Raw genomic sequence first — 18,783 nt, forward strand, 5'->3', positions numbered from 1 at the left:
TCGTAATGTCGAAGTTTTTCATTGATAGGCCCATTTTCGCGTGGGTGATCGCCTTGGTGATCATGCTCGCGGGCGGCCTGTCGATCCTCAGTCTGCCGGTCAACCAGTACCCGGCCATCGCCCCGCCGGCCATCGCCGTGCAGGTGAGCTACCCGGGCGCCTCGGCCGAGACGGTGCAGGACACCGTGGTCCAGGTGATCGAGCAGCAGATGAACGGGATCGACAATCTGCGCTACATCTCCTCGGAGAGTAACTCCGACGGCAGCATGACCATCACCGTGACCTTCGAACAGGGCACCGACCCCGACATCGCCCAGGTCCAGGTGCAGAACAAGCTGCAACTGGCCACCCCGCTACTGCCGCAGGAAGTGCAGCGCCAGGGGATCCGGGTGACCAAGGCGGTGAAGAACTTCCTCATGGTGGTCGGTGTGGTTTCCACCGACGGCAGCATGACCAAGGAAGACCTGTCGAACTACATCGTTTCCAACATCCAGGACCCGCTCTCGCGGACCAAGGGCGTCGGTGACTTCCAGGTGTTCGGCTCGCAGTACTCGATGCGCATCTGGCTCGACCCGGCCAAGCTGAACAGCTACCAGCTGACCCCCGGCGACGTGAGCAGCGCGATCCAGGCGCAGAACGTGCAGATTTCCTCCGGCCAGCTCGGCGGCTTGCCGGCGGTCAAGGGCCAGCAGCTCAACGCCACCATCATCGGCAAGACCCGCCTGCAGACCGCGGAGCAATTCGAGAACATCCTGCTCAAGGTCAATCCCGACGGTTCCCAGGTGCGCCTGAAGGACGTCGCCGATGTAGGCCTGGGCGGCCAGGACTACAGCATCAACGCGCAGTTCAACGGCAGCCCGGCGTCCGGTATCGCGATCAAGCTGGCCACCGGCGCCAACGCGCTGGATACCGCCAAGGCGATCCGCCAGACCATCGCCAACCTGGAACCGTTCATGCCGCAGGGCATGAAGGTGGTCTACCCGTACGACACCACCCCGGTGGTCTCGGCCTCGATCCATGAGGTAGTGAAGACCCTCGGCGAGGCGATCCTCCTCGTGTTCCTGGTGATGTACCTGTTCCTGCAGAACTTCCGCGCCACGCTGATCCCGACCATCGCCGTACCGGTGGTGCTGCTGGGGACCTTCGGCGTGCTCGCCGCGTTCGGCTTCTCGATCAACACCCTGACCATGTTCGGCATGGTGCTGGCCATCGGCTTGCTGGTGGACGACGCCATCGTGGTGGTGGAGAACGTCGAGCGGGTGATGGCCGAGGAAGGCCTGTCGCCAAGGGAGGCGGCGCGCAAGTCCATGGGCCAGATCCAGGGCGCGCTGGTCGGTATCGCCATGGTGCTCTCGGCGGTATTCCTGCCGATGGCGTTCTTCGGCGGCTCCACCGGGGTGATCTACCGGCAGTTCTCCATCACCATCGTGTCGGCCATGGCCCTCTCGGTGATCGTGGCGCTGATCCTCACCCCGGCGCTCTGCGCGACCATGCTCAAGCCGATCGAGAAAGGCGACCATGGCGAGCACAAGGGCGGCTTCTTCGGCTGGTTCAACCGGATGTTCCTTTCCACCACCCACGGCTACGAGCGGGGCGTGGCGTCGATCCTCAAACATCGCGCGCCGTACCTGCTGATCTACGTGGTGATCGTGGCCGGGATGATCTGGATGTTCACCCGCATTCCCACCGCGTTCCTCCCCGACGAGGACCAGGGCGTACTGTTCGCCCAGGTACAGACCCCGCCGGGCTCCAGTGCCGAGCGTACCCAGGTGGTGGTGGACTCGATGCGCGAATACCTGCTGGAGAAGGAAAGCTCTTCGGTCAGCTCGGTGTTCACCGTGACCGGCTTCAACTTCGCCGGCCGCGGCCAGAGTTCGGGCATGGCGTTCATCATGCTCAAGCCCTGGGAAGAGCGTCCCGGTGGCGAGAACAGCGTGTTCGAACTGGCCAAGCGCGCGCAGATGCACTTCTTCAGCTTCAAGGACGCGATGGTGTTCGCCTTCGCGCCGCCGTCGGTACTGGAACTGGGTAACGCCACCGGCTTCGACCTGTTCCTCCAGGACCAGGCGGGTGTCGGCCACGAAGTCCTGCTCCAGGCGCGCAACAAGTTCCTCATGCTCGCCGCGCAGAACCCGGCGCTGCAACGCGTGCGCCCCAACGGCATGAGCGACGAACCGCAGTACAAGCTGGAGATCGACGACGAGAAGGCCAGCGCCCTCGGCGTGTCCCTTGCCGACATCAACAGCACCGTGTCCATCGCCTGGGGTTCCAGCTACGTCAACGACTTCATCGACCGTGGCCGGGTCAAGCGGGTCTACCTGCAGGGCAGGCCGGACGCGCGGATGAACCCGGACGACCTGAGCAAGTGGTACGTGCGCAACGACAAGGGCGAGATGGTGCCGTTCAACGCCTTCGCCACCGGCAAGTGGGAATACGGTTCGCCGAAGCTGGAGCGCTACAATGGCGTGCCGGCGATGGAGATCCTCGGCGAGCCGGCGCCCGGCCTGAGTTCCGGTGACGCCATGGCGGCGGTCGAGGAGATCGTCAAGCAATTGCCGAAAGGCGTTGGCTACTCCTGGACCGGCCTGTCCTACGAGGAGCGCTTGTCCGGCTCGCAGGCGCCGGCGCTGTATGCGCTGTCGCTGCTGGTGGTGTTCCTCTGCCTGGCGGCCCTGTACGAAAGCTGGTCGATTCCGTTCTCGGTGATGCTGGTGGTGCCGTTGGGCGTGATCGGCGCGCTGCTGGCGACGTCCATGCGCGGCCTGTCCAACGACGTGTTCTTCCAGGTGGGCCTGTTGACGACCATCGGCCTGTCGGCGAAGAACGCCATTCTCATCGTGGAGTTCGCCAAGGAGCTGCACGAGCAGGGCAAGGGCATCGTCGAGGCGGCCATCGAAGCCTGCCGCATGCGTCTGCGGCCGATCGTGATGACCTCCCTGGCGTTCATCCTCGGCGTGGTCCCGCTGGCGATCTCCACCGGCGCCGGCTCGGGCAGCCAGCATGCGATCGGTACCGGCGTGATCGGCGGCATGGTCACTGCGACCGTCCTGGCGATCTTCTGGGTACCGCTGTTCTACGTGGCGGTCAGCACGCTGTTCAAGGACGAGGCGTCCAAGCAGCAAGCGTCCGTCGAAAAGGGGCAATGATATGAAACGGTCCTTCCTTTCCCTGGCGGTAGCCGCTGTCGTTCTGTCCGGCTGCTCGCTGATCCCCGACTACCAGCGCCCCGAGGCGCCGGTAGCCGCGGCCTACCCGCAAGGGCAGGCCTACGGGCAGAACACCGGCGCGGCGGCCGTTCCGGCCGCCGACATCGGCTGGCGCGAGTTCTTCCGCGACCCGCAGTTGCAGCAACTGATCGGCGTGGCGCTGGAAAACAACCGCGACCTGCGGGTCGCCGCGTTGAACGTCGAGGCCTTCCGGGCGCAGTACCGCATCCAGCGGGCCGACCTGTTCCCGCGGATCGGCGTGGACGGTAGCGGCACCCGCCAGCGTTTGCCGGGCGACCTGTCGACCACCGGCAGTCCGGCGATTTCCAGCCAGTACGGGGTGACCCTGGGCACTACCGCCTGGGAACTCGATCTCTTCGGCCGCCTGCGCAGCCTGCGCGACCAGGCCCTGGAGCAGTACCTGGCGACCGAACAGGCGCAGCGCAGCGCGCAGACCACCCTGGTGGCCAGCGTGGCGACCGCCTACCTGACGCTGAAGGCCGACCAGGCGCAGTTGCAGCTGACCAAGGACACCTTGGGCACCTACCAGAAGAGTTTCGACCTGACCCAGCGCAGCTACGACGTCGGCGTCGCCTCCGCGCTCGACCTGCGCCAGGCGCAGACCGCCGTGGAAGGCGCCCGCGCGACCCTGGCGCAGTACACCCGCCTGGTAGCCCAGGACCAGAATGCGCTGGTCCTGCTGCTGGGCTCCGGGATCCCGGCGAACCTGCCGCAAGGCCTGGGCCTGGACCAGACCCTGCTGACCGAAGTGCCGGCAGGTCTGCCGTCGGACCTGCTGCAACGGCGCCCGGACATCCTCGAGGCCGAGCACCAGCTCATGGCCGCCAACGCCAGCATCGGCGCCGCGCGCGCGGCGTTCTTCCCGAGCATCAGCCTGACCGCCAACGCCGGCACCATGAGCCGCCAACTGTCCGGCCTGTTCGACGCCGGTTCGGGTTCCTGGTTGTTCCAGCCGTCGATCAACCTGCCGATCTTCACCGCCGGCAGCCTGCGTGCCAGCCTGGACTACGCGAAGATCCAGAAGGACATCAACGTCGCGCAGTACGAGAAGGCGATCCAGACGGCGTTCCAGGAAGTCGCCGACGGCCTGGCCGCGCGCGGTACCTTCACCGAGCAGTTGCAGGCGCAGCGCGATCTGGTCAAGGCCAGCGACGAGTACTACCAGCTCGCCGACAAGCGCTATCGCACGGGGGTGGACAACTACCTGACCCTGCTCGACGCGCAACGCTCGCTGTTCACCGCGCAGCAGCAACTGATCACCGACCGCCTCAATCAGCTGACCAGCGAGGTCAACCTGTACAAGGCCCTCGGCGGCGGCTGGAACCAGCAGACCGTGACCCAGCAGCAGACCGCGAAGAAGGAAGATCCCCAGGCTTGATCGCCTTCCGCGCCATGCAAGAACGCCGACCCTAGGGTCGGCGTTTTTTTATCCTCGCGGAAGTCGGCGGGTCCGCGTCACGGACCCGCTCGGCCTTAGCGGTTGCGGGTCAGCAGTGCGGGGCGCTCGCCCTTGCGCCGCGGTTCCAGCTCGTCGAGCTGCTCGGCGGTGGGGAAGCGATCCATGCGCACCAGGTCGCGCTTGTTGATCACCACCGGCTGGCGGCTCGGCTGCTTGCCGGTGCCGTACTCGGACGGCTCGCGCAGCGGCGCGTCGCTCATCCGCGAGGCATTCTCGCGACCCTGGCCGCGCGGCTTGCTGGCGCGCGGTTTCTTCGCCTTGCCCTGGCCGGCACCCTGACCGCGAGCGCCACCTTGAGCGGCGCCCTGGCTCTTGCCGCGAGCTTGGCCCTGGCCTTGGCCACGACCCTGCTGGCCGGTGCCGCCCTGGGGTTTCTGCTGGCCACCGCGGCGTCCGCGTCCCTTGTTTTCCTGACCCTGGTAGGGGCTGACGTAGTCGGCGCGGTTGCCGAAATTGTCGAAGTCGTCGTCGAGGAACTCTTCCGGATCGCGATTACCGTCGACTTCCGGCGGCCGATTGGGCTTGGCCGGACGCGCTTCGCGGCTCTGCCGCGGCGGCTGCGCTTGGCCGGCCTCGCGGTTTTCCTTGTTCTTGCCACCACGACGGCGGCGCTTGCCGGCCGGCTTCTCGGTACCGTCCTGGGCCGCAGCGACATTGCTGTCGGGGTTGCTCGCCTGGGCGTCTTTCGGCTTGCGCTCGCGGCTGCTGCGCCGTTCCTTGTCGCGGCGCGGCTGCTTCTGCGGCGCCTCGCGGGGCTCCGGCTGGGCCACCTCGGGCAGCACGGCCTCGGGGTCGAAACCCTGGGCATCGCCATCGGGAATACGCTGTCTGGTCATCTTCTCGATGGCCTTGAGCAGCTTCTCTTCGTCCGGCGCCACCAGCGAGATCGCCTCGCCGCTGCGTCCGGCGCGGCCGGTACGGCCGATGCGGTGGACGTAGTCTTCCTCGACGTTGGGCAACTCGTAGTTGACCACATGGGGCAACTGGTCGATATCCAGGCCGCGGGCGGCGATGTCGGTCGCCACCAGGATGCGCACGTCGTTGGCCTTGAAGTCGGCCAGCGCCTTGGTCCGCGCGTTCTGGCTCTTGTTGCCATGGATCGCGGCGGCCGGCAGGCCGTGCTTGGTCAGGTACTCGGCGAGACGGTTGGCGCCGTGCTTGGTACGGGTGAAGACCAGCACCTGTTCCCAGGCGCCGACGGTTACCAGGTGCGCCAGCAGGGCGCGCTTCTGCGGCGCCGGCAGGCGGAACACGCGTTGCTCGATGCGCTCGACCGTGGTGTTCGGCGGCGTTACCTCGATGCGTTCCGGGTTGTGCAGGAGCTTGTTGGCGAGGTCGACGATGTCTTTCGAGAAGGTTGCCGAGAACAGCAGGTTCTGGCGCTTGGGCGGCAGCTTGGCGAGAACCTTCTTCACATCGTGGATGAAGCCCATGTCGAGCATGCGGTCGGCTTCGTCGAGGACGAGGATTTCCACGTGGGACAGGTCGACCTTGTTCTGCCCGGCCAGGTCGAGCAGGCGGCCGGGGCAGGCGACGAGTACGTCGACGCCCTTGGCCAGGGCCTGGATCTGCGGGTTCATGCCAACCCCGCCGAAGATGCAGGTGCTGTTCAGCGGCAGGTCGCGGGCGTAGACCTTGAAGCTGTCATGCACCTGGGCGGCCAGCTCACGGGTCGGGGTCAGTACCAGCACGCGCGCCTGGCGCGGGCCGTGGCGGTGTTCGCGGTCGGGATGACCGGCGGGGAACAGGCGCTCCAGTACCGGCAGGGCGAAACCACCGGTCTTGCCGGTGCCGGTCTGTGCCGCAACCATCAGGTCGCGACCTTGCAACACGGCGGGAATCGCCCGCTGTTGCACGGGAGTGGGCTGGCTGTAGCCCGCAGCCTCCACAGCGCGGGCAAGCGCCTCGGAGAGTCCGAGGGAAGAAAAGGACATGCGGGTTTTCCTATATGGGCCGGGGCGAGGCCGGCTGCTGTGAAATCACCAAGTTCTGCGAACTCCTGTCTACCTTCGGGCCCTGTCGGCCAGGGCGGAAGGTCTGGCCGCGGCGCTGCGTATGCGCTCGGTGGCCGGTGTCGAACGGGTGCCCTCGCGGGCATGGCCGCGCACCTGGTCGGGGGCGCTGGCCGGTTCGCTCCCGGCCCTGGGTGGGGGGGCCGGGGGCAGCGTCAACGGAGGGCTGCGGTCAGAGCAGGTCACGTTGGCGCAAATGCTGGCGGATCTCGTTGGCCCGGGAGCCAAGGAGGTTGCGCAGCAAGCTGTGATTCAGCCAATCCTCGATTTGTTCCGCAATCGGTTCCTGCGGATAGCGTTCGATGGCATTGGTCGCGGCTTTCTCCCACCAGACGGGGCCGCAGGCCCGGTCGAACTCGTTACTGTATTCGTGGCAACCGTAGAGCAGTTCGATACTGAACTGGCGCATCGGAGCCGGCAACGGCAGGGTTCCCAGCTTGTACAGCAGACGCTTGGCACGCGGTGGGCGTGGCAGTCGATCGGTCACCTTGAGGGTGTCGTCGAGGGCTGCAGCGCTGAGAAGGGAGGAACCGTGCTTGCACAACCAGGCCTGGATCTTCGCGCGGAACAGCTGTTTCCGGCTCCAGTAATGGTGGATCAGGTCGGTACAACCCACCAGCTCCAGCCGCTTGTGGGCGGCGACGGCCAGGACGAATTCCTCAAGAGTATAGGCACCGTTGGCAATTGGATAGAGTTCATCCATTAATTCCAACGAACGGTCGAGTATTTTCGCCTCTTCCCGAGGCAGGCCGATGACGCCGGAGTTGAGCTGGTGCATCTCGTCGTCGGCCCAGCCGCGCTCGAACAGGTAGGGCGAGAGGTCGCGGTAGAGCGGGAAGTTACGGTGTTCGCCATAGCGCGCGCCGATCGCGTTGCACAGCAGGCTGCCGGGCTGGATGCGGTCGAACAGGCGCAGGGGCGAACTGTGGAAGAAGGTATCGGTGTCGATCAGCAATGCCTGGTCGGCGTCTTCCAGGGCGTCGCGCAGGGCCACGTGCTTGGCGCGGAAGTGATAGCCGTGCGGTTGGCACCAGGCGACCAGCTCCTCGGCCGTCACTTCGCGGACCTGCACCGGCAGGCCGGCGTAGGGACTGGGGTCGTCGGTATAGACCCTGACCGTCAGGCCATGCGCCGCCCCGTCGCGGAGGTGGGCGAAGGCGCTGGCGATGCTGAACAGGGCTTCCTGGTGGTAGGTCTGTCGCCCGTAGACCAGGTAGATCAGATGCTTGCGTGAGTTGGCCATGTCTGTCGTGGATCGCGTGAGAGGCATCCCTGCCGGTATACGCTGCCGGGCCGAACCGCGTGGGCGGTATCAGCGTGGCAGCTGGAGATTCTTCCAGATCGCCAGGCTCGGATCGGCCTGGTTCAAAGTATAGAAATGCAGTCCCGGTGCGCCGCCCTCCAGCAGGCGTTCGCACATCTCGCTGATGACCTGCTCGCCGAAGGCCTGGATGCTGCGGCTGTCGTCGCCGTAGGCTTCCAGTTGCTTGCGGATCCAGCGCGGCAGTTCGGCGCCGCAGGCGTCGGAGAAGCGCGCCAGCTTGGAGTAGTTGGTGATCGGCATGATGCCGGGGACCACCGGGATGTCCACGCCGAGCTTGGCGACCCGCTCGACGAAGTAGAAATAGGCATCGGCGTTGAAGAAGTACTGGGTGATGGCGCTGCTGGCGCCGGCCTTCACCTTGCGCACGAAGTTCGCCAGGTCATCCTCGAAGCTGCGCGCCTGGGGGTGGACCTCCGGATAGGCGGCGACCTCGATGTGGAAGTGGTCGCCGGTCTCGGTGCGGATGAAGTCCACCAGTTCGTTGGCGTAGCGCAGTTCGCCGCTGGCCATGCCCATGCCCGACGGCAGGTCGCCGCGAAGGGCGACGATGCGGCGGATGCCGGCCTCGCGGTAGCGGCCGAGCAGTTCGCGCAACTCGGCTTTCGAGTCGCCGACACAGGACAGGTGCGGCGCGGTCGGCACCTTCACCTCGCCGTCCAGTTGCAGCACGGTACTCAACGTGCGGTCGCGGGTGGATCCGCCGGCGCCGTAGGTGCAGGAGAAGAAGTCGGGCTTGTAGCCCGCCAGGTTGCGGGCGGTGGCCAACAGCTTTTCATGGCCGGCCTCGGTCTTCGCCGGGAAGAACTCGAAGCTGAAACGGCGTTCGCTCTGACTCATGATCGGTTCCTTGGACGCGACCACGGCCGCGCCTCTTCTTGTTGATTCCGACTAGCGCCGGGTACTTCAGTAGTACTGGCGGTAGTGCTCGATTTTTTCCCGCAGGCGTCGGGCCGTCGCGGCGTGGGCATGGCCGAGGCGAGCGAGGATCAGCTGCGACTCCTGGTGGTAGTTCGCGATCTTGTCCTGGTTCCAGGTCTGCGGCGGTGGCTGCAGGTTGGTGATGCGGTCGCACAGCTTGACCAGGGCGTACTGCGCCGGGCCCTCGGCAAGCGCCTGGAGATAGTCGTCGAGGGAACGCTTGGGGCCGTCGCCGACGCGCTTGCTCAGGGCCTGCACGCCGGCACAGACGAACTCGCCGAACTGTTGCCGCAGCTCCTCGGGTGAGGTCGCCGTGTCTTCCAGGGTGTCGTGCAGGACCGCGATCTGCAGGGTTTCCCCGAGCCGTTCGATGGCACCGTCGCGATCGGCGGCCAGCAGCTCGTTGGCGACCATGCCCAGGTGCACCAGATAAGGCAGCGGCGAGCCGCTGAGGGTCTGGTTGCGGTGGGCGCGGGCGGCGAACAGCCAGGCCTGGTTGTAGCGATCGGCGAGGTGCGTGGACATCGTGGGAGCGCTCATGCGAACGGGGCAGGCGCATGGCGCCTGCCCCGTGGTCCGCTTAGTAGCGATAGGTGTCCGGCTTGAACGGGCCTTCCACGCTCACGCCGATGTACTCGGCCTGTTTCGGGGTCAGTTGGGTGACCACGCCGCCGAAGCCCTTGACCATCTCCAGGGCCACTTCCTCGTCGAGCTTCTTCGGCAGCACTTCGACGCTCAGGCGCTTGGCCTTCTCGGCGGCCGGCAGGTCGGCGTACTTCTGCTCGAACAGGTGGATCTGCGCCAGCACCTGGTTGGCGAAGGAACCGTCCATGATCCGGCTCGGATGGCCGGTGGCGTTGCCCAGGTTGACCAGGCGGCCCTCAGCGAGAAGGATCAGGTAGTCGTCGTTGTGCGCGTCGAAACCGTCCTTGCCGGTGCGGTGGATCTTGTGCACCTGCGGCTTGACCTCTTCCCAGGCCCAGTTCTTGCGCATGAAGGCGGTGTCGATCTCGTTGTCGAAGTGGCCGATGTTGCAGACCACCGCGCGCTTCTTCAGCGCCTTGAGCATGTTGGCGTCGCAGACGTTGACGTTGCCGGTGGTGGTGACGATCAGGTCGATCTTGCCCAGCAGCGCGGCGTCGATGCTGGCCTCGGTGCCGTCGTTGATGCCGTTCTTGTACGGCGAGACGACTTCGAAGCCGTCCATGCAGGCCTGCATGGCGCAGATCGGGTCGACTTCCGCGACCTTGACGATCATGCCTTCCTGGCGCAGCGACTGCGAGGAGCCCTTGCCCACGTCGCCGTAGCCGATCACCAGGGCCTGCTTGCCCGACAGCAGGTGGTCGGTGCCGCGCTTGATGGCGTCGTTGAGGCTATGGCGGCAGCCGTACTTGTTGTCGTTCTTGCTCTTGGTCACCGAGTCGTTGACGTTGATCGCCGGGACTTTCAGGGTGCCGTTCTTGAGCATGTCGAGCAGGCGGTGGACCCCGGTGGTGGTCTCTTCGGTGATGCCGTGGATGCGCTCGAGCATCTGCGGGTATTTCTTGTGCAGGATCTCGGTCAGGTCACCGCCGTCGTCCAGCACCATGTTGGCGTCCCACGGCTGGCCGTCCTTGAGGATGGTCTGCTCGATGCACCATTCGTACTCTTCCTCGGTCTCGCCCTTCCAGGCGAACACCGGGATGCCGGCTGCGGCGATGGCGGCGGCGGCCTGGTCCTGGGTGGAGAAGATGTTGCAGCTCGACCAGCGGACTTCGGCGCCCAGCGCGACCAGGGTCTCGATCAGCACGCCGGTCTGGATGGTCATGTGGATGCAACCGAGGATCTTCGCGCCTTTCAGCGGCTGCTGGCCGGCATACTTGCGGCGCAGGCCCATCAGTGCGGGCATTTCCGATTCGGCGATGATCAGCTCGCGGCGGCCCCAGGCGGCCAGGGTGATGTCGGCGACCTTGTAGTCGGTGAAACCGGCGGGCGTCATGACAGCGCTCATGCGTAACTCTCCATTCGTTGTCTGCGAATGGGCGCCGTTGGTGCGTTGACAGACCGGCGAGGCCGGCCTGAGAGCGCGCTCCGTTCGAGCCTGACAGGCCTAGGCCTGCTGCAGCGCCCCTCGAACGGAAGGCGGGAGCGACCCGAAGGGCCGCCTGAGCGGGCGATTATAGCGGCGCCACATGAAACTCCCAAGTCACCCCTGATACGCCGCTCGTCGCCGTGCGTCGCGCCCTCGGGCTGCGGCGATGCACCGCAGCGCAGAAGCGCGGGGAATTTGCGGGTCAGGATGCTAGAGTGCGCGGTCATGAGAATCGCTCCCATCTCCCGCTCACCGCTGCTGCAGTGGCTGAGCTTCGCCCTCTGTGCCTGCGTGCTGGTCAACGCGCTGGCTTGCGGCGTCCTGCACCTGCAGGCGCTGGGAGTGGGCAGCGACAAAGGGCAGAAGGCCAGCGTCGGGCTGTTCTGCGTCGCCGGTGCCAGCCAATGGCTATCCCTGGATCCCGACGACGGGTCCGCCGGCGATCCGGTACCGGTCAATCCCCAGTTGCCGGTGAGCTGCCCGATGTGCAGCGCCCTGGTGCTGTTCGTCGCGCTCGGGGTGATCTGGTCCTGGCGCTTGCAACGGCGGCGCCAGGCGCGTTTCCGCCCGCCCGCCACGCGCGAGCCGGTGCCGCCCCGGTACGTCTGGCCGCCGGCCAACCCGCGCGCTTCCCCCGCCTGATCCTGAACGCCCGCCGCGCCGGGCATTTGCATCCGTCGCCCGTCCTGCCTCGTCCGCGCAGCGCTCGCCGCTGTCCATCCGGGCGAGGCGGGCGTGCCCACCATGCCTTGCTTCAGGATCGCTCGATGAAAAAGCACTCCACGGCCCGCCGCGTCCTCGCGCTGGGTCTCAACCTCACCCTGGCCGGCGTTCCGGCCTTGCTCTGGGCCGATGAGGAACCCACCGAACTGCCCGCCCTCACCGTCAGCGCCGGCGCCGCCGGGGAAACCCCGCCGGCCCTCGATCTCGACGACAGCGCCGGTGGCGGCTCGCGCCTGGGCCTGAGCCTGCGCGAGACTCCCGGCTCGGTAAGCGTGGCCAACCGTGCCAGCTTCGAGCGGCGCGGCCTGCGCAGCACCCAGGACATCGCCAACAGCCTGCCCGGCGTGAACGCCTCGGCGCCGCCCGGCTTCGGCGGCTTCGTCACCTACCGCGGCTTCAGTTCGAACCAGGTCAACCAGTTGTTCAACGGCATTCCGGTGCAATACAGCAGCGCCATGCGTCCGCTGGACGACTGGATCGTCGACCGCGTCGAGCTGGTCGGCGGTCCGTCCTCCTTCCTCAACGGCGCCGGTGCCGTCGGCGGCTCGCTGGACTACATCAGCAAGCTCGCCGACCGCTACGGCGATTTCATGGAAGGCCGGGTGCGCTACGGCAGCTACGACGATTCGGAAGTCGCCTTCGGCTTCAACCAGGCCCTGGGCATCGGCCCCGAGCCGAAGCACTTCGTGCGCCTGGACGTCAGCCGCAGCGGCGGCAACGGCTACGTCGACCGCAATTCGCGCGAATCGTGGAACGTCGCTTTCTCCCTGCTCAGCGACCTGACCCCGGACCTTTCCCACACTCTGGCCCTGGAGTACCAGGACGAGCAGGAAGACAGCCCCTACTGGGGCACGCCGGTGCTCAATCCCTACGCCGGCGAGCTGAAGATCGACAAGAGCCGTCGCCACGAGAACTACAACGTCGCCGATGGCCGCTACGAACAGCGCGTGCGCTGGCTGCGCTCGATCCTCGAATACCGGGTCAGCGACAGCACGCGCTGGCGCAACACCTTCTACCACTACGACGCCGAGCGCGATTACCGCAACCTCGAGACCTACCGCTACAACGCCGACAACAGCGGGGTGGTGCGCTCCAACGCATTCCTCCAGCGCCACGACCAGCAGCTCAACGGCAACCGCTTCGAGCTACAGCACAGCCAGCCGCTGTTCGGACTGGCCAGCGACTGGGCGCTGGGCTTCGACTACAGCATCAACAAGCAGACGCGCTTCCCGAGTACCGCCTCCGGGCCGTTCGGTACTGTCGATCCGGCCAGTTTCGAGCCGGGCCACTTCTACGACCTGCCGGGCATGCGTCCCGGCCACCGGAAGGACCGCAGCAACGAGGTGCGCACCAGCGCGTTGTTCGCCGAGAACCGCCTGGGCCTGACCGACGAGCTTTCGCTGGTCACCGGGCTGCGCTACGACCACCTCGACCTCGACGTGCGCAACCATCGGACGGTGACCGCCAGCCAGCGATCCCGCACACTTCGAACGGCGCTGGGACGTGGTCACCGGGCGCGCCGGGCTGGTCTACCAGTTCACCCCGCACGCCAACGTCTACCTGCAATACAGTACCGCCGCCGACCCGCCGGGCGGGGTGCTGACCAGCGCCAGCTTCGGCCAGGTCCGCGACTACGACCTGTCCACCGGCGACCAGTGGGAGCTGGGCAGCAAGTTCGATTTCCTCGACGGTCGCGGCAGCGCCACCCTGGCCGCCTACCGCATCGTCCGCCGGGACTTCTCGGTGGCCGACCCGAACAACCCCAACCTCAGCGTGCCGGTGGGCCAGCAGACCTCCAGGGGCATCGAGGCCGCCGCCTCCCTGCGGATCACCCCGAAGCTGCTGGCCGAGGGCAATTTCGCCTGGGTCGACGCGCAGTACGACGAGTTCACCGAGAACGTCGGCGGCGTCGCCGTCTCGCGTAAGGGCAAGACGCCGCCGAACGTGCCGGAGCGGGTCGGCAACCTGTGGCTGACCTACGACTTCGACCCGGCCTGGCAGGGCGGGGTGGACGCGCGCTACGTGTCCTCGGTGTACGCCAACAACGCCAACACCTGGCACGTGCCGTCCTATACGGTCTACGGGACTTTCCTCAGCTACCGGCTGGACGAGCGCACGCGGATCACCGGGCGCGTGCGCAACCTCACCGACGAGGTCTACGCGCGCTTCGTGCAGAGCACGCCGCTGTACTACGTCGGCGACCCGCGCACCTTCGAGCTGAGCGTGCAGACGCGCTTCTGAGGAGTCGTCGATGAAACGCTACCTGTACCTGTGGCACCGCTGGCTGGGCATCGGCTGCTGCCTGCTGATGGTGCTCTGGTTCGTCTCCGGCATGGTCATGCTGTATGTCGGCTATCCCAAGCTGACTCCGCTGGAACGCCTGGCCCACCTGCCCGAGCTGGACGGCTGCGAGGCCTGCGTACCGCTGCGGACGGCTCTCGCCGGCGGCGATGGAAAGACCCCGCGGAGCATCCGGCTGGCCAGCGTAGGAGGCCTGCCGACCTACCTGCTGGACGATGCCGACGGACGCACGCGTGCGCTGGCGGCGCGCGACGGCCGACCGCTGGCGGTGGACGCGGACAGGGTGCTGGCCTCGGCCCGTGCCTTCAGCGGCGAAGTACCGATGCAGTTGCAAGGGCGGATCGAGGAAGACGCCTGGACCCATACCCGCAACCTCGATCCGCACCGGCCGCTATGGCGGGTGCAGACCGCGGACGAGCAGGGCCGGCTGCTCTACCTGTCCTCGCAGACCGGCGAGGTGGTACGCGACGCCAGCCGCCGGGAGCGCGCCTGGAATTGGCTCGGCGCCTGGCTGCACTGGCTCTATCCGCTGCGCGGCGGCTGGTTCGACGGGCAGTGGGCGAACCTGGTGATCGGCCTGTCGCTGCTGGCGACCCTGGCGACCGTCCTCGGCATCCTCGTCGGCCTGCTCCGCTGGCGCTTCCGCAAGCCCTATCGCAGCGGCTCGCGCTCGCCCTATGCGGGCGGTTTCCAGCGCTGGCACCACCTCGCCGGCCTGCTCTTCGGCGCGCTGGTGCTGAGCTGGATCTTCAGCGGGCTGATGTCGATGAATCCGTGGAACCTGTTCGGCCGCGGTACGCCGTTCGACCTCGCGGCCTACCAGGGCGGTAGCTGGGACCGGGCGCTGCCCGCCGGACTGGAGGCGGACGCTGTCCTGCGGCGCTTGCGTGCCGCCGGGTTGCGGGTGCGCGAGCTGGAGTGGCGGGCGCTCGACGGCGAGCCCTATGCGCTCGGGCGCAGCGCCAGCGGCAACAGCCTGCTGCTGACGGCGGATGGCGAAATCCTCCGGGAGCTACCCGCGGATCGCCTGCTGGCGGCGGCTCGCGCGCTGCTGCCGGGCGTGCCGATGCAGGCCGAACGGTTGGAACGCTACGACTTCTATTACTACCCGCGCGAAGAACACAGCATGATGGGCTACCTGGAGCGGCGCCTGCCGGTCTGGCGCCTGCGTTTCGACGATCCCCGGCATACCTGGGTGCACCTGGATCCCTACAGCGGCGCGGTGGTTGGCGTGCTCGACGACGGTCGGCGCGGCAGCCGCTGGCTGTTTTCCCTGTTGCATAGCTGGGACTGGCTGCCGCTGCTGACCCGGCGTCCGCTGTGGGACCTGTGGATGCTCGGTTTCAGCCTCGGCGGCCTGGTGGTCTGCGCCAGCGGCTGCTGGATCGGCTGGCGTCGCCTGCGCGGCCGCCGTCCGAAGCGTCGCTGAGAGGGGCTACCTGGCAAGACTGGGCGTCGCCGCACGCCCGGATTTGCTGGTAGCCTTGGTTGAATTCGCAGTAATGGATCGCACATGGGCACACACAAGATCGAGATCCGCCGCCGCAACGTCGAGAAGATTCTCCTGGCCGCCGAAAAAGTCTTCGCCGAAAAAGGCTACGCCGGCACCTCCATGGGCAACATCGCCGAAGAAGCCGAACTGCCGCGCTCCAACCTGCACTACTACTTCAGCACCAAGGACGAGCTGTACCGCGACGTCCTCCTCGGCCTGCTCGAGGTCTGGAAGCAGGACGCCCTCTGCTTCGAGATGTTCGATGACCCAAGGGTGGTATTGACCAGCTATATCCGCGCGAAGATGAACCATTCGCGCACCCGCCCGCATGGCTCCAAGGTCTGGGCCAACGAAATCATGCATGGCGCGCCGCTGCTCGGCGCCACCCTCGACGACAGCCTCTACGAATGGGCCAAGATGAAGGAGGCGAAGATCCGCCAGTGGGTCGAGGAAAAGCGCATCCTGTCGATAGAACCTAGCAGCCTGCTCTACATGATCTGGGCCTCCACCCAGCACTACGCCGACTTCGGCTACCAGGTCGAGGTGCTCAACGGCCACCAGCCGCTCAGCGACATGCAGTTCGAAAGGGCGGTGCAGACGGTGACCAGCGTGGTCCTGCGCGGAATCGGATTGGAGCCCTGAGCAGCGGAGCCTTCGCTAGAAGGCTCCGGCGAAGGCTCAGCTGGCGCGGGTGAAGTCCACCGCTTCCGCCTGTTCGAGGAACACCGTGGTCTGCGCCGGGACCGTCTCGGCGAGCAGCCGTCCGCCGCGGATCGAGTAGCGCACCGGGACCTGCCGGCGCACCGCGTCGAAGCCGTCGCGGGCCGGCAGCACCAGCAGGTTGGCCGGATGGCCGACCTCGATGCCGTATTCCCGCAGGCCGAGGGTGCGGGCGCTGTTGCGGGTGATCAGGTCGAGGCCGCCGTCGATCTCGTCGTAGCCCATCATCTGCGTCACGTGCAGGCCCATGTGCAGCACTTGCAGCATGTTCGCGGTGCCCAGCGGGTACCAGGGGTCGAACACGTCGTCGTGGCCGAAGCAGGTGTTGATCCCGGCGCCGAGCAGTTCCTTGACCCGGGTGATGCCGCGGCGCTTCGGGTAGTCGTCGAAGCGACCCTGCAGGTGGATGTTCACCAGCGGGTTGGCGACGAAGTTGATTCCCGACAGTTTCAGCAGGCGGAACAGCCGCGAGGTGTAGGCGCCGTTGTAGGAGTGCATCGCCGTGGTGTGGCTGGCGGTGACCCGTGCGCCGAGGCCGTCGCGATGGGCGAGCATGGCCAGGGTCTCGAGGAAGCGCGACTGCTCGTCGTCGATCTCGTCGCAATGCACGTCCACTGGCAGGTCGTAGCGCTTGGCCAGGTCGATGGCCTTGTGCAGCGACTCGACGCCCAGCTCGCGGGTGAATTCGAAATGCGGGATCGCCCCCACCACGTCGGCGCCCAGGCGCAGCGACTCCTCCAGCAGTTCCAGGCCGTTGGGGTAGGAGAGAATGCCCTCCTGAGGGAAGGCGACGATCTGCAGGTCGACCCAGGGCGCCACTTCGCCGCGCACCTCGAGCATGGCCTTGAGCGCGGTGAGGGTCGGGTCGGAGACGTCGACGTGGCTGCGCACGTGCTGCACGCCGTTGGCGATCTGCCATTTCAGGGTCTGCCAGGCGCGCTGCTTGACGTCCTCGTGGCTGAGCAGGGCCTTGCGCTGAGCCCAGCGCTCGATGCCTTCGAACAGCGTGCCGGAGCGGTTCCACTCCGGCTGGCCGGCGGTCTGGGTGGTGTCGAGATGGATGTGCGGCTCGATGAACGGCGGCACGGCAAGACCGCCGGCGCCGTCCAGGCGCTCGCCGGCGTCGTCGGCGGCCTGTTCCATCGGCACCAGGGCGGCGATACGGCCATCGGCGACGCGCAGTTGCCAGAGACCTTCGCGGCCGCGCAGGCGCAGGTTGTCAATCAGCATGGAGGACCTCTTCTGGTTTGTTCGGGCTGCGGCTCAGCAGGGGATTGAGCAGCAGGTAGGCGATGGCGGCGCCGAGCACCGCGTTGACCGGCACTATCCCCGGCAGCCAGTGGCCGGCGGCGGTGCCGCAGGCGACGGCGAGGATCGCCGCCCAGTTGATCGCCTGGATGTCCGCGCAGGGGTGCTGGCGGTAGCGCCGGCGGCGACTCAGGTAGTCGGCGATGATCACCCCGCCGATGGGCGGGATGGCGGCGGAGAGGAAGGTCAGCCAGCCGACGAAGTGGTTGTACAGCCAGAGCGCGGCGAGGGTGCCGAGGGCGCCGTTGAGCATCGCCAGGAAGCGGCTGGAGAGGCCGGTGATGTTGGCGAAGCCGAGGCCGGAGGCATACAGCGCGTTGTCGTTGGTGGTCCAGATGTTCAGGCCGAGGACCAGGATCGCCGGGATCAGCAGGCCCTGGGCGATCATCACGTCGGAGATGTCCGACTTGCCCACCGCCGCCGCGCCGGCCGCGCCGAAGATGAACATCAGCGAGTTGCCGAGGAAGAACGCCACCAGGCACACCACCACGGCGGTACGCGCGCTGCGGCCGAAGCGGACGAAGTCGGCGGTGAGGGTGCCGGCGCTGACGAACGAGCCGACCACCAGGGCGATCGCGGTCGAGAGGCTCAGCGGCGCGCTCGGCGTCACCTGCTGCAGCGCCGCCAGGCCGCCGGCGTCGCGCACCGCGAGCCATACCGAGTAGCTGCCGAGAACGACGATCGCCGGGACCGCGATGGCCGACAGCAGGGTCAGACCGGCGATGCCGAAGAACACCGTGAGGGTCATAAGCGCTCCGGAAACCAGGATCAGCAGGTTGACGTCGAGGCCGGTGGCCTTGGCCACCGGGATGGCGAACATCGCTACGCCGACGCCGAACCAGCCGACCTGGGTGCCGCCGAGCAACGCCGAGGGCAGCCAGGAGCCCTTGCTGCCGAACGAGTAATGCGCCAGCAGGTGGGTGGAAAGGCCGGTGCGCGCGCCGATGAAGCCGAGGATCGCGGTGTACAGGCCGAGCATCAGGTTGCCCAGCAGCACGGCGAGGAAGAAGTCGTCGTAGCTCAGGCCGGTGCCGAGGGTGCCGCCGGTCCACATGCTGGCGGAAAAGAAGGTCAGGCCGAGCATCACCACGCTCAGGGCCAGCGCGCTCTTGCGCGCTGCCAGCGGGACCGGTTGCTGGCTGTAGTTGCTGTCTGCGGACATGCGCGAGTCTCCGTGGGGCGCCGGCCGTCCGGGAGCGTCGGCCGGGCCGCGGCGAATGGTAGTCGA

Annotated in this window: 12 protein-coding genes, 1 pseudogene and 1 riboswitch; of the genes and pseudogenes, 6 read left to right on the top strand and 7 right to left on the bottom strand. The window is 67.0% G+C overall.

Annotated features, from left to right (window positions below):
- The first annotated feature begins 5 nt into the window (after positions 1–5).
- Together mexB and oprM are read left to right on the top strand one after the other, a co-directional pair.
- Entirely contained in the window at positions 6–3,146 is a 3,141-nt protein-coding gene (gene mexB, locus LE197_RS31230) for a multidrug efflux RND transporter permease subunit MexB (RefSeq protein ID WP_003107312.1), read from the top strand.
- Between the two features lies 1 nt (position 3,147).
- Complete coding sequence (gene oprM / locus LE197_RS31235; RefSeq protein ID WP_003084633.1) at positions 3,148–4,605, top strand: multidrug efflux RND transporter outer membrane channel subunit OprM; 1,458 nt, start codon at positions 3,148–3,150, stop codon at positions 4,603–4,605.
- Between the two features lie 95 nt (positions 4,606–4,700).
- Here oprM and LE197_RS31240 read toward each other — a convergent pair whose 3' ends face one another.
- The 5 genes from LE197_RS31240 to ahcY form a co-directional block, all read right to left on the bottom strand.
- Positions 4,701–6,620 carry a DEAD/DEAH box helicase gene (locus tag LE197_RS31240; protein ID WP_028681154.1) on the bottom strand — a complete coding sequence of 640 codons (1,920 nt, stop codon included), beginning with the start codon at positions 6,618–6,620 and terminating at the stop codon, positions 4,701–4,703.
- 250 nt (positions 6,621–6,870) lie between these two features.
- Positions 6,871–7,941, bottom strand: a complete 1,071-nt coding sequence (locus LE197_RS31245; RefSeq protein ID WP_003084637.1) for a hypothetical protein — start codon at positions 7,939–7,941, stop codon at positions 6,871–6,873.
- 69 nt (positions 7,942–8,010) lie between these two features.
- The gene (gene metF / locus LE197_RS31250; protein ID WP_003084639.1) at positions 8,011–8,859 is read right to left on the bottom strand and encodes a methylenetetrahydrofolate reductase [NAD(P)H]; all 849 of its coding nucleotides are present in this window, start codon (positions 8,857–8,859) and stop codon (positions 8,011–8,013) included.
- A gap of 66 nt (positions 8,860–8,925) precedes the next feature.
- Positions 8,926–9,480, bottom strand: a complete 555-nt coding sequence (locus LE197_RS31255; protein ID WP_003118822.1) for an HD domain-containing protein — start codon at positions 9,478–9,480, stop codon at positions 8,926–8,928.
- A gap of 40 nt (positions 9,481–9,520) precedes the next feature.
- Positions 9,521–10,930 (bottom strand): adenosylhomocysteinase, encoded by a 1,410-nt coding sequence (gene ahcY / locus LE197_RS31260; protein ID WP_003099900.1) that lies wholly within the window; start codon positions 10,928–10,930, stop codon positions 9,521–9,523.
- Between the two features lie 22 nt (positions 10,931–10,952).
- Positions 10,953–11,058: riboswitch (S-adenosyl-L-homocysteine riboswitch) on the bottom strand.
- A 178-nt stretch (positions 11,059–11,236) separates the two neighbouring features.
- Here ahcY and LE197_RS31265 point away from each other — a divergent pair.
- The 4 genes and pseudogenes from LE197_RS31265 to LE197_RS31280 all read left to right on the top strand — a co-directional run bounded on the left by LE197_RS31265 (position 11,237) and on the right by LE197_RS31280 (position 16,169).
- Positions 11,237–11,653: a DUF2946 domain-containing protein gene (locus LE197_RS31265; RefSeq protein ID WP_003160904.1), complete on the top strand. Its 417-nt coding sequence runs from the start codon at positions 11,237–11,239 to the stop codon at positions 11,651–11,653.
- Between the two features lie 125 nt (positions 11,654–11,778).
- Positions 11,779–13,975, top strand: a pseudogene (locus LE197_RS31270) (TonB-dependent receptor).
- Between the two features lie 10 nt (positions 13,976–13,985).
- The gene (locus LE197_RS31275) at positions 13,986–15,464 is read left to right on the top strand and encodes a PepSY domain-containing protein (protein WP_003142657.1); all 1,479 of its coding nucleotides are present in this window, start codon (positions 13,986–13,988) and stop codon (positions 15,462–15,464) included.
- An 84-nt stretch (positions 15,465–15,548) separates the two neighbouring features.
- Positions 15,549–16,169, top strand: coding sequence for a TetR/AcrR family transcriptional regulator (locus tag LE197_RS31280; protein WP_003084655.1), 621 nt, complete (start codon positions 15,549–15,551; stop codon positions 16,167–16,169).
- Positions 16,170–16,205: 36 nt separating this feature from the next.
- On the opposite strand, the gene LE197_RS31285 is transcribed toward LE197_RS31280, so the two are convergent.
- Positions 16,206–17,477, bottom strand: a complete 1,272-nt coding sequence (locus tag LE197_RS31285) for a cytosine deaminase (protein WP_003084657.1) — start codon at positions 17,475–17,477, stop codon at positions 16,206–16,208.
- Positions 17,467–18,717: a cytosine permease gene (gene codB / locus LE197_RS31290; RefSeq protein WP_003084659.1), complete on the bottom strand. Its 1,251-nt coding sequence runs from the start codon at positions 18,715–18,717 to the stop codon at positions 17,467–17,469. Before codB ends, LE197_RS31285 begins: the two co-directional genes overlap by 11 nt.
- Between the last annotated feature and the right edge of the window lie 66 nt (positions 18,718–18,783).

This window comes from Pseudomonas sp. PS1(2021) (assembly GCF_020405165.1).
Taxonomy (GTDB): Bacteria; Pseudomonadota; Gammaproteobacteria; order Pseudomonadales; family Pseudomonadaceae; genus Pseudomonas; species Pseudomonas aeruginosa.

What these genes read in the sequence shown, in the direction of transcription:
- LE197_RS31280 (WP_003084655.1), top strand. Translation starts at nt 15,549, where the DNA reads ATGGGCACACACAAGATCGAGATCCGCCGCCGCAACGTCGAGAAGATT.
- LE197_RS31285 (WP_003084657.1), bottom strand. Translation starts at nt 17,477, where the DNA reads ATGCTGATTGACAACCTGCGCCTGCGCGGCCGCGAAGGTCTCTGGCAA.
- LE197_RS31265 (WP_003160904.1), top strand. Translation starts at nt 11,237, where the DNA reads ATGAGAATCGCTCCCATCTCCCGCTCACCGCTGCTGCAGTGGCTGAGC.
- metF (WP_003084639.1), bottom strand. Translation starts at nt 8,859, where the DNA reads ATGAGTCAGAGCGAACGCCGTTTCAGCTTCGAGTTCTTCCCGGCGAAG.
- ahcY (WP_003099900.1), bottom strand. Translation starts at nt 10,930, where the DNA reads ATGAGCGCTGTCATGACGCCCGCCGGTTTCACCGACTACAAGGTCGCC.
- LE197_RS31245 (WP_003084637.1), bottom strand. Translation starts at nt 7,941, where the DNA reads ATGGCCAACTCACGCAAGCATCTGATCTACCTGGTCTACGGGCGACAG.
- oprM (WP_003084633.1), top strand. Translation starts at nt 3,148, where the DNA reads ATGAAACGGTCCTTCCTTTCCCTGGCGGTAGCCGCTGTCGTTCTGTCC.
- mexB (WP_003107312.1), top strand. Translation starts at nt 6, where the DNA reads ATGTCGAAGTTTTTCATTGATAGGCCCATTTTCGCGTGGGTGATCGCC.
- LE197_RS31255 (WP_003118822.1), bottom strand. Translation starts at nt 9,480, where the DNA reads ATGAGCGCTCCCACGATGTCCACGCACCTCGCCGATCGCTACAACCAG.
- LE197_RS31240 (WP_028681154.1), bottom strand. Translation starts at nt 6,620, where the DNA reads ATGTCCTTTTCTTCCCTCGGACTCTCCGAGGCGCTTGCCCGCGCTGTG.
- LE197_RS31275 (WP_003142657.1), top strand. Translation starts at nt 13,986, where the DNA reads ATGAAACGCTACCTGTACCTGTGGCACCGCTGGCTGGGCATCGGCTGC.
- codB (WP_003084659.1), bottom strand. Translation starts at nt 18,717, where the DNA reads ATGTCCGCAGACAGCAACTACAGCCAGCAACCGGTCCCGCTGGCAGCG.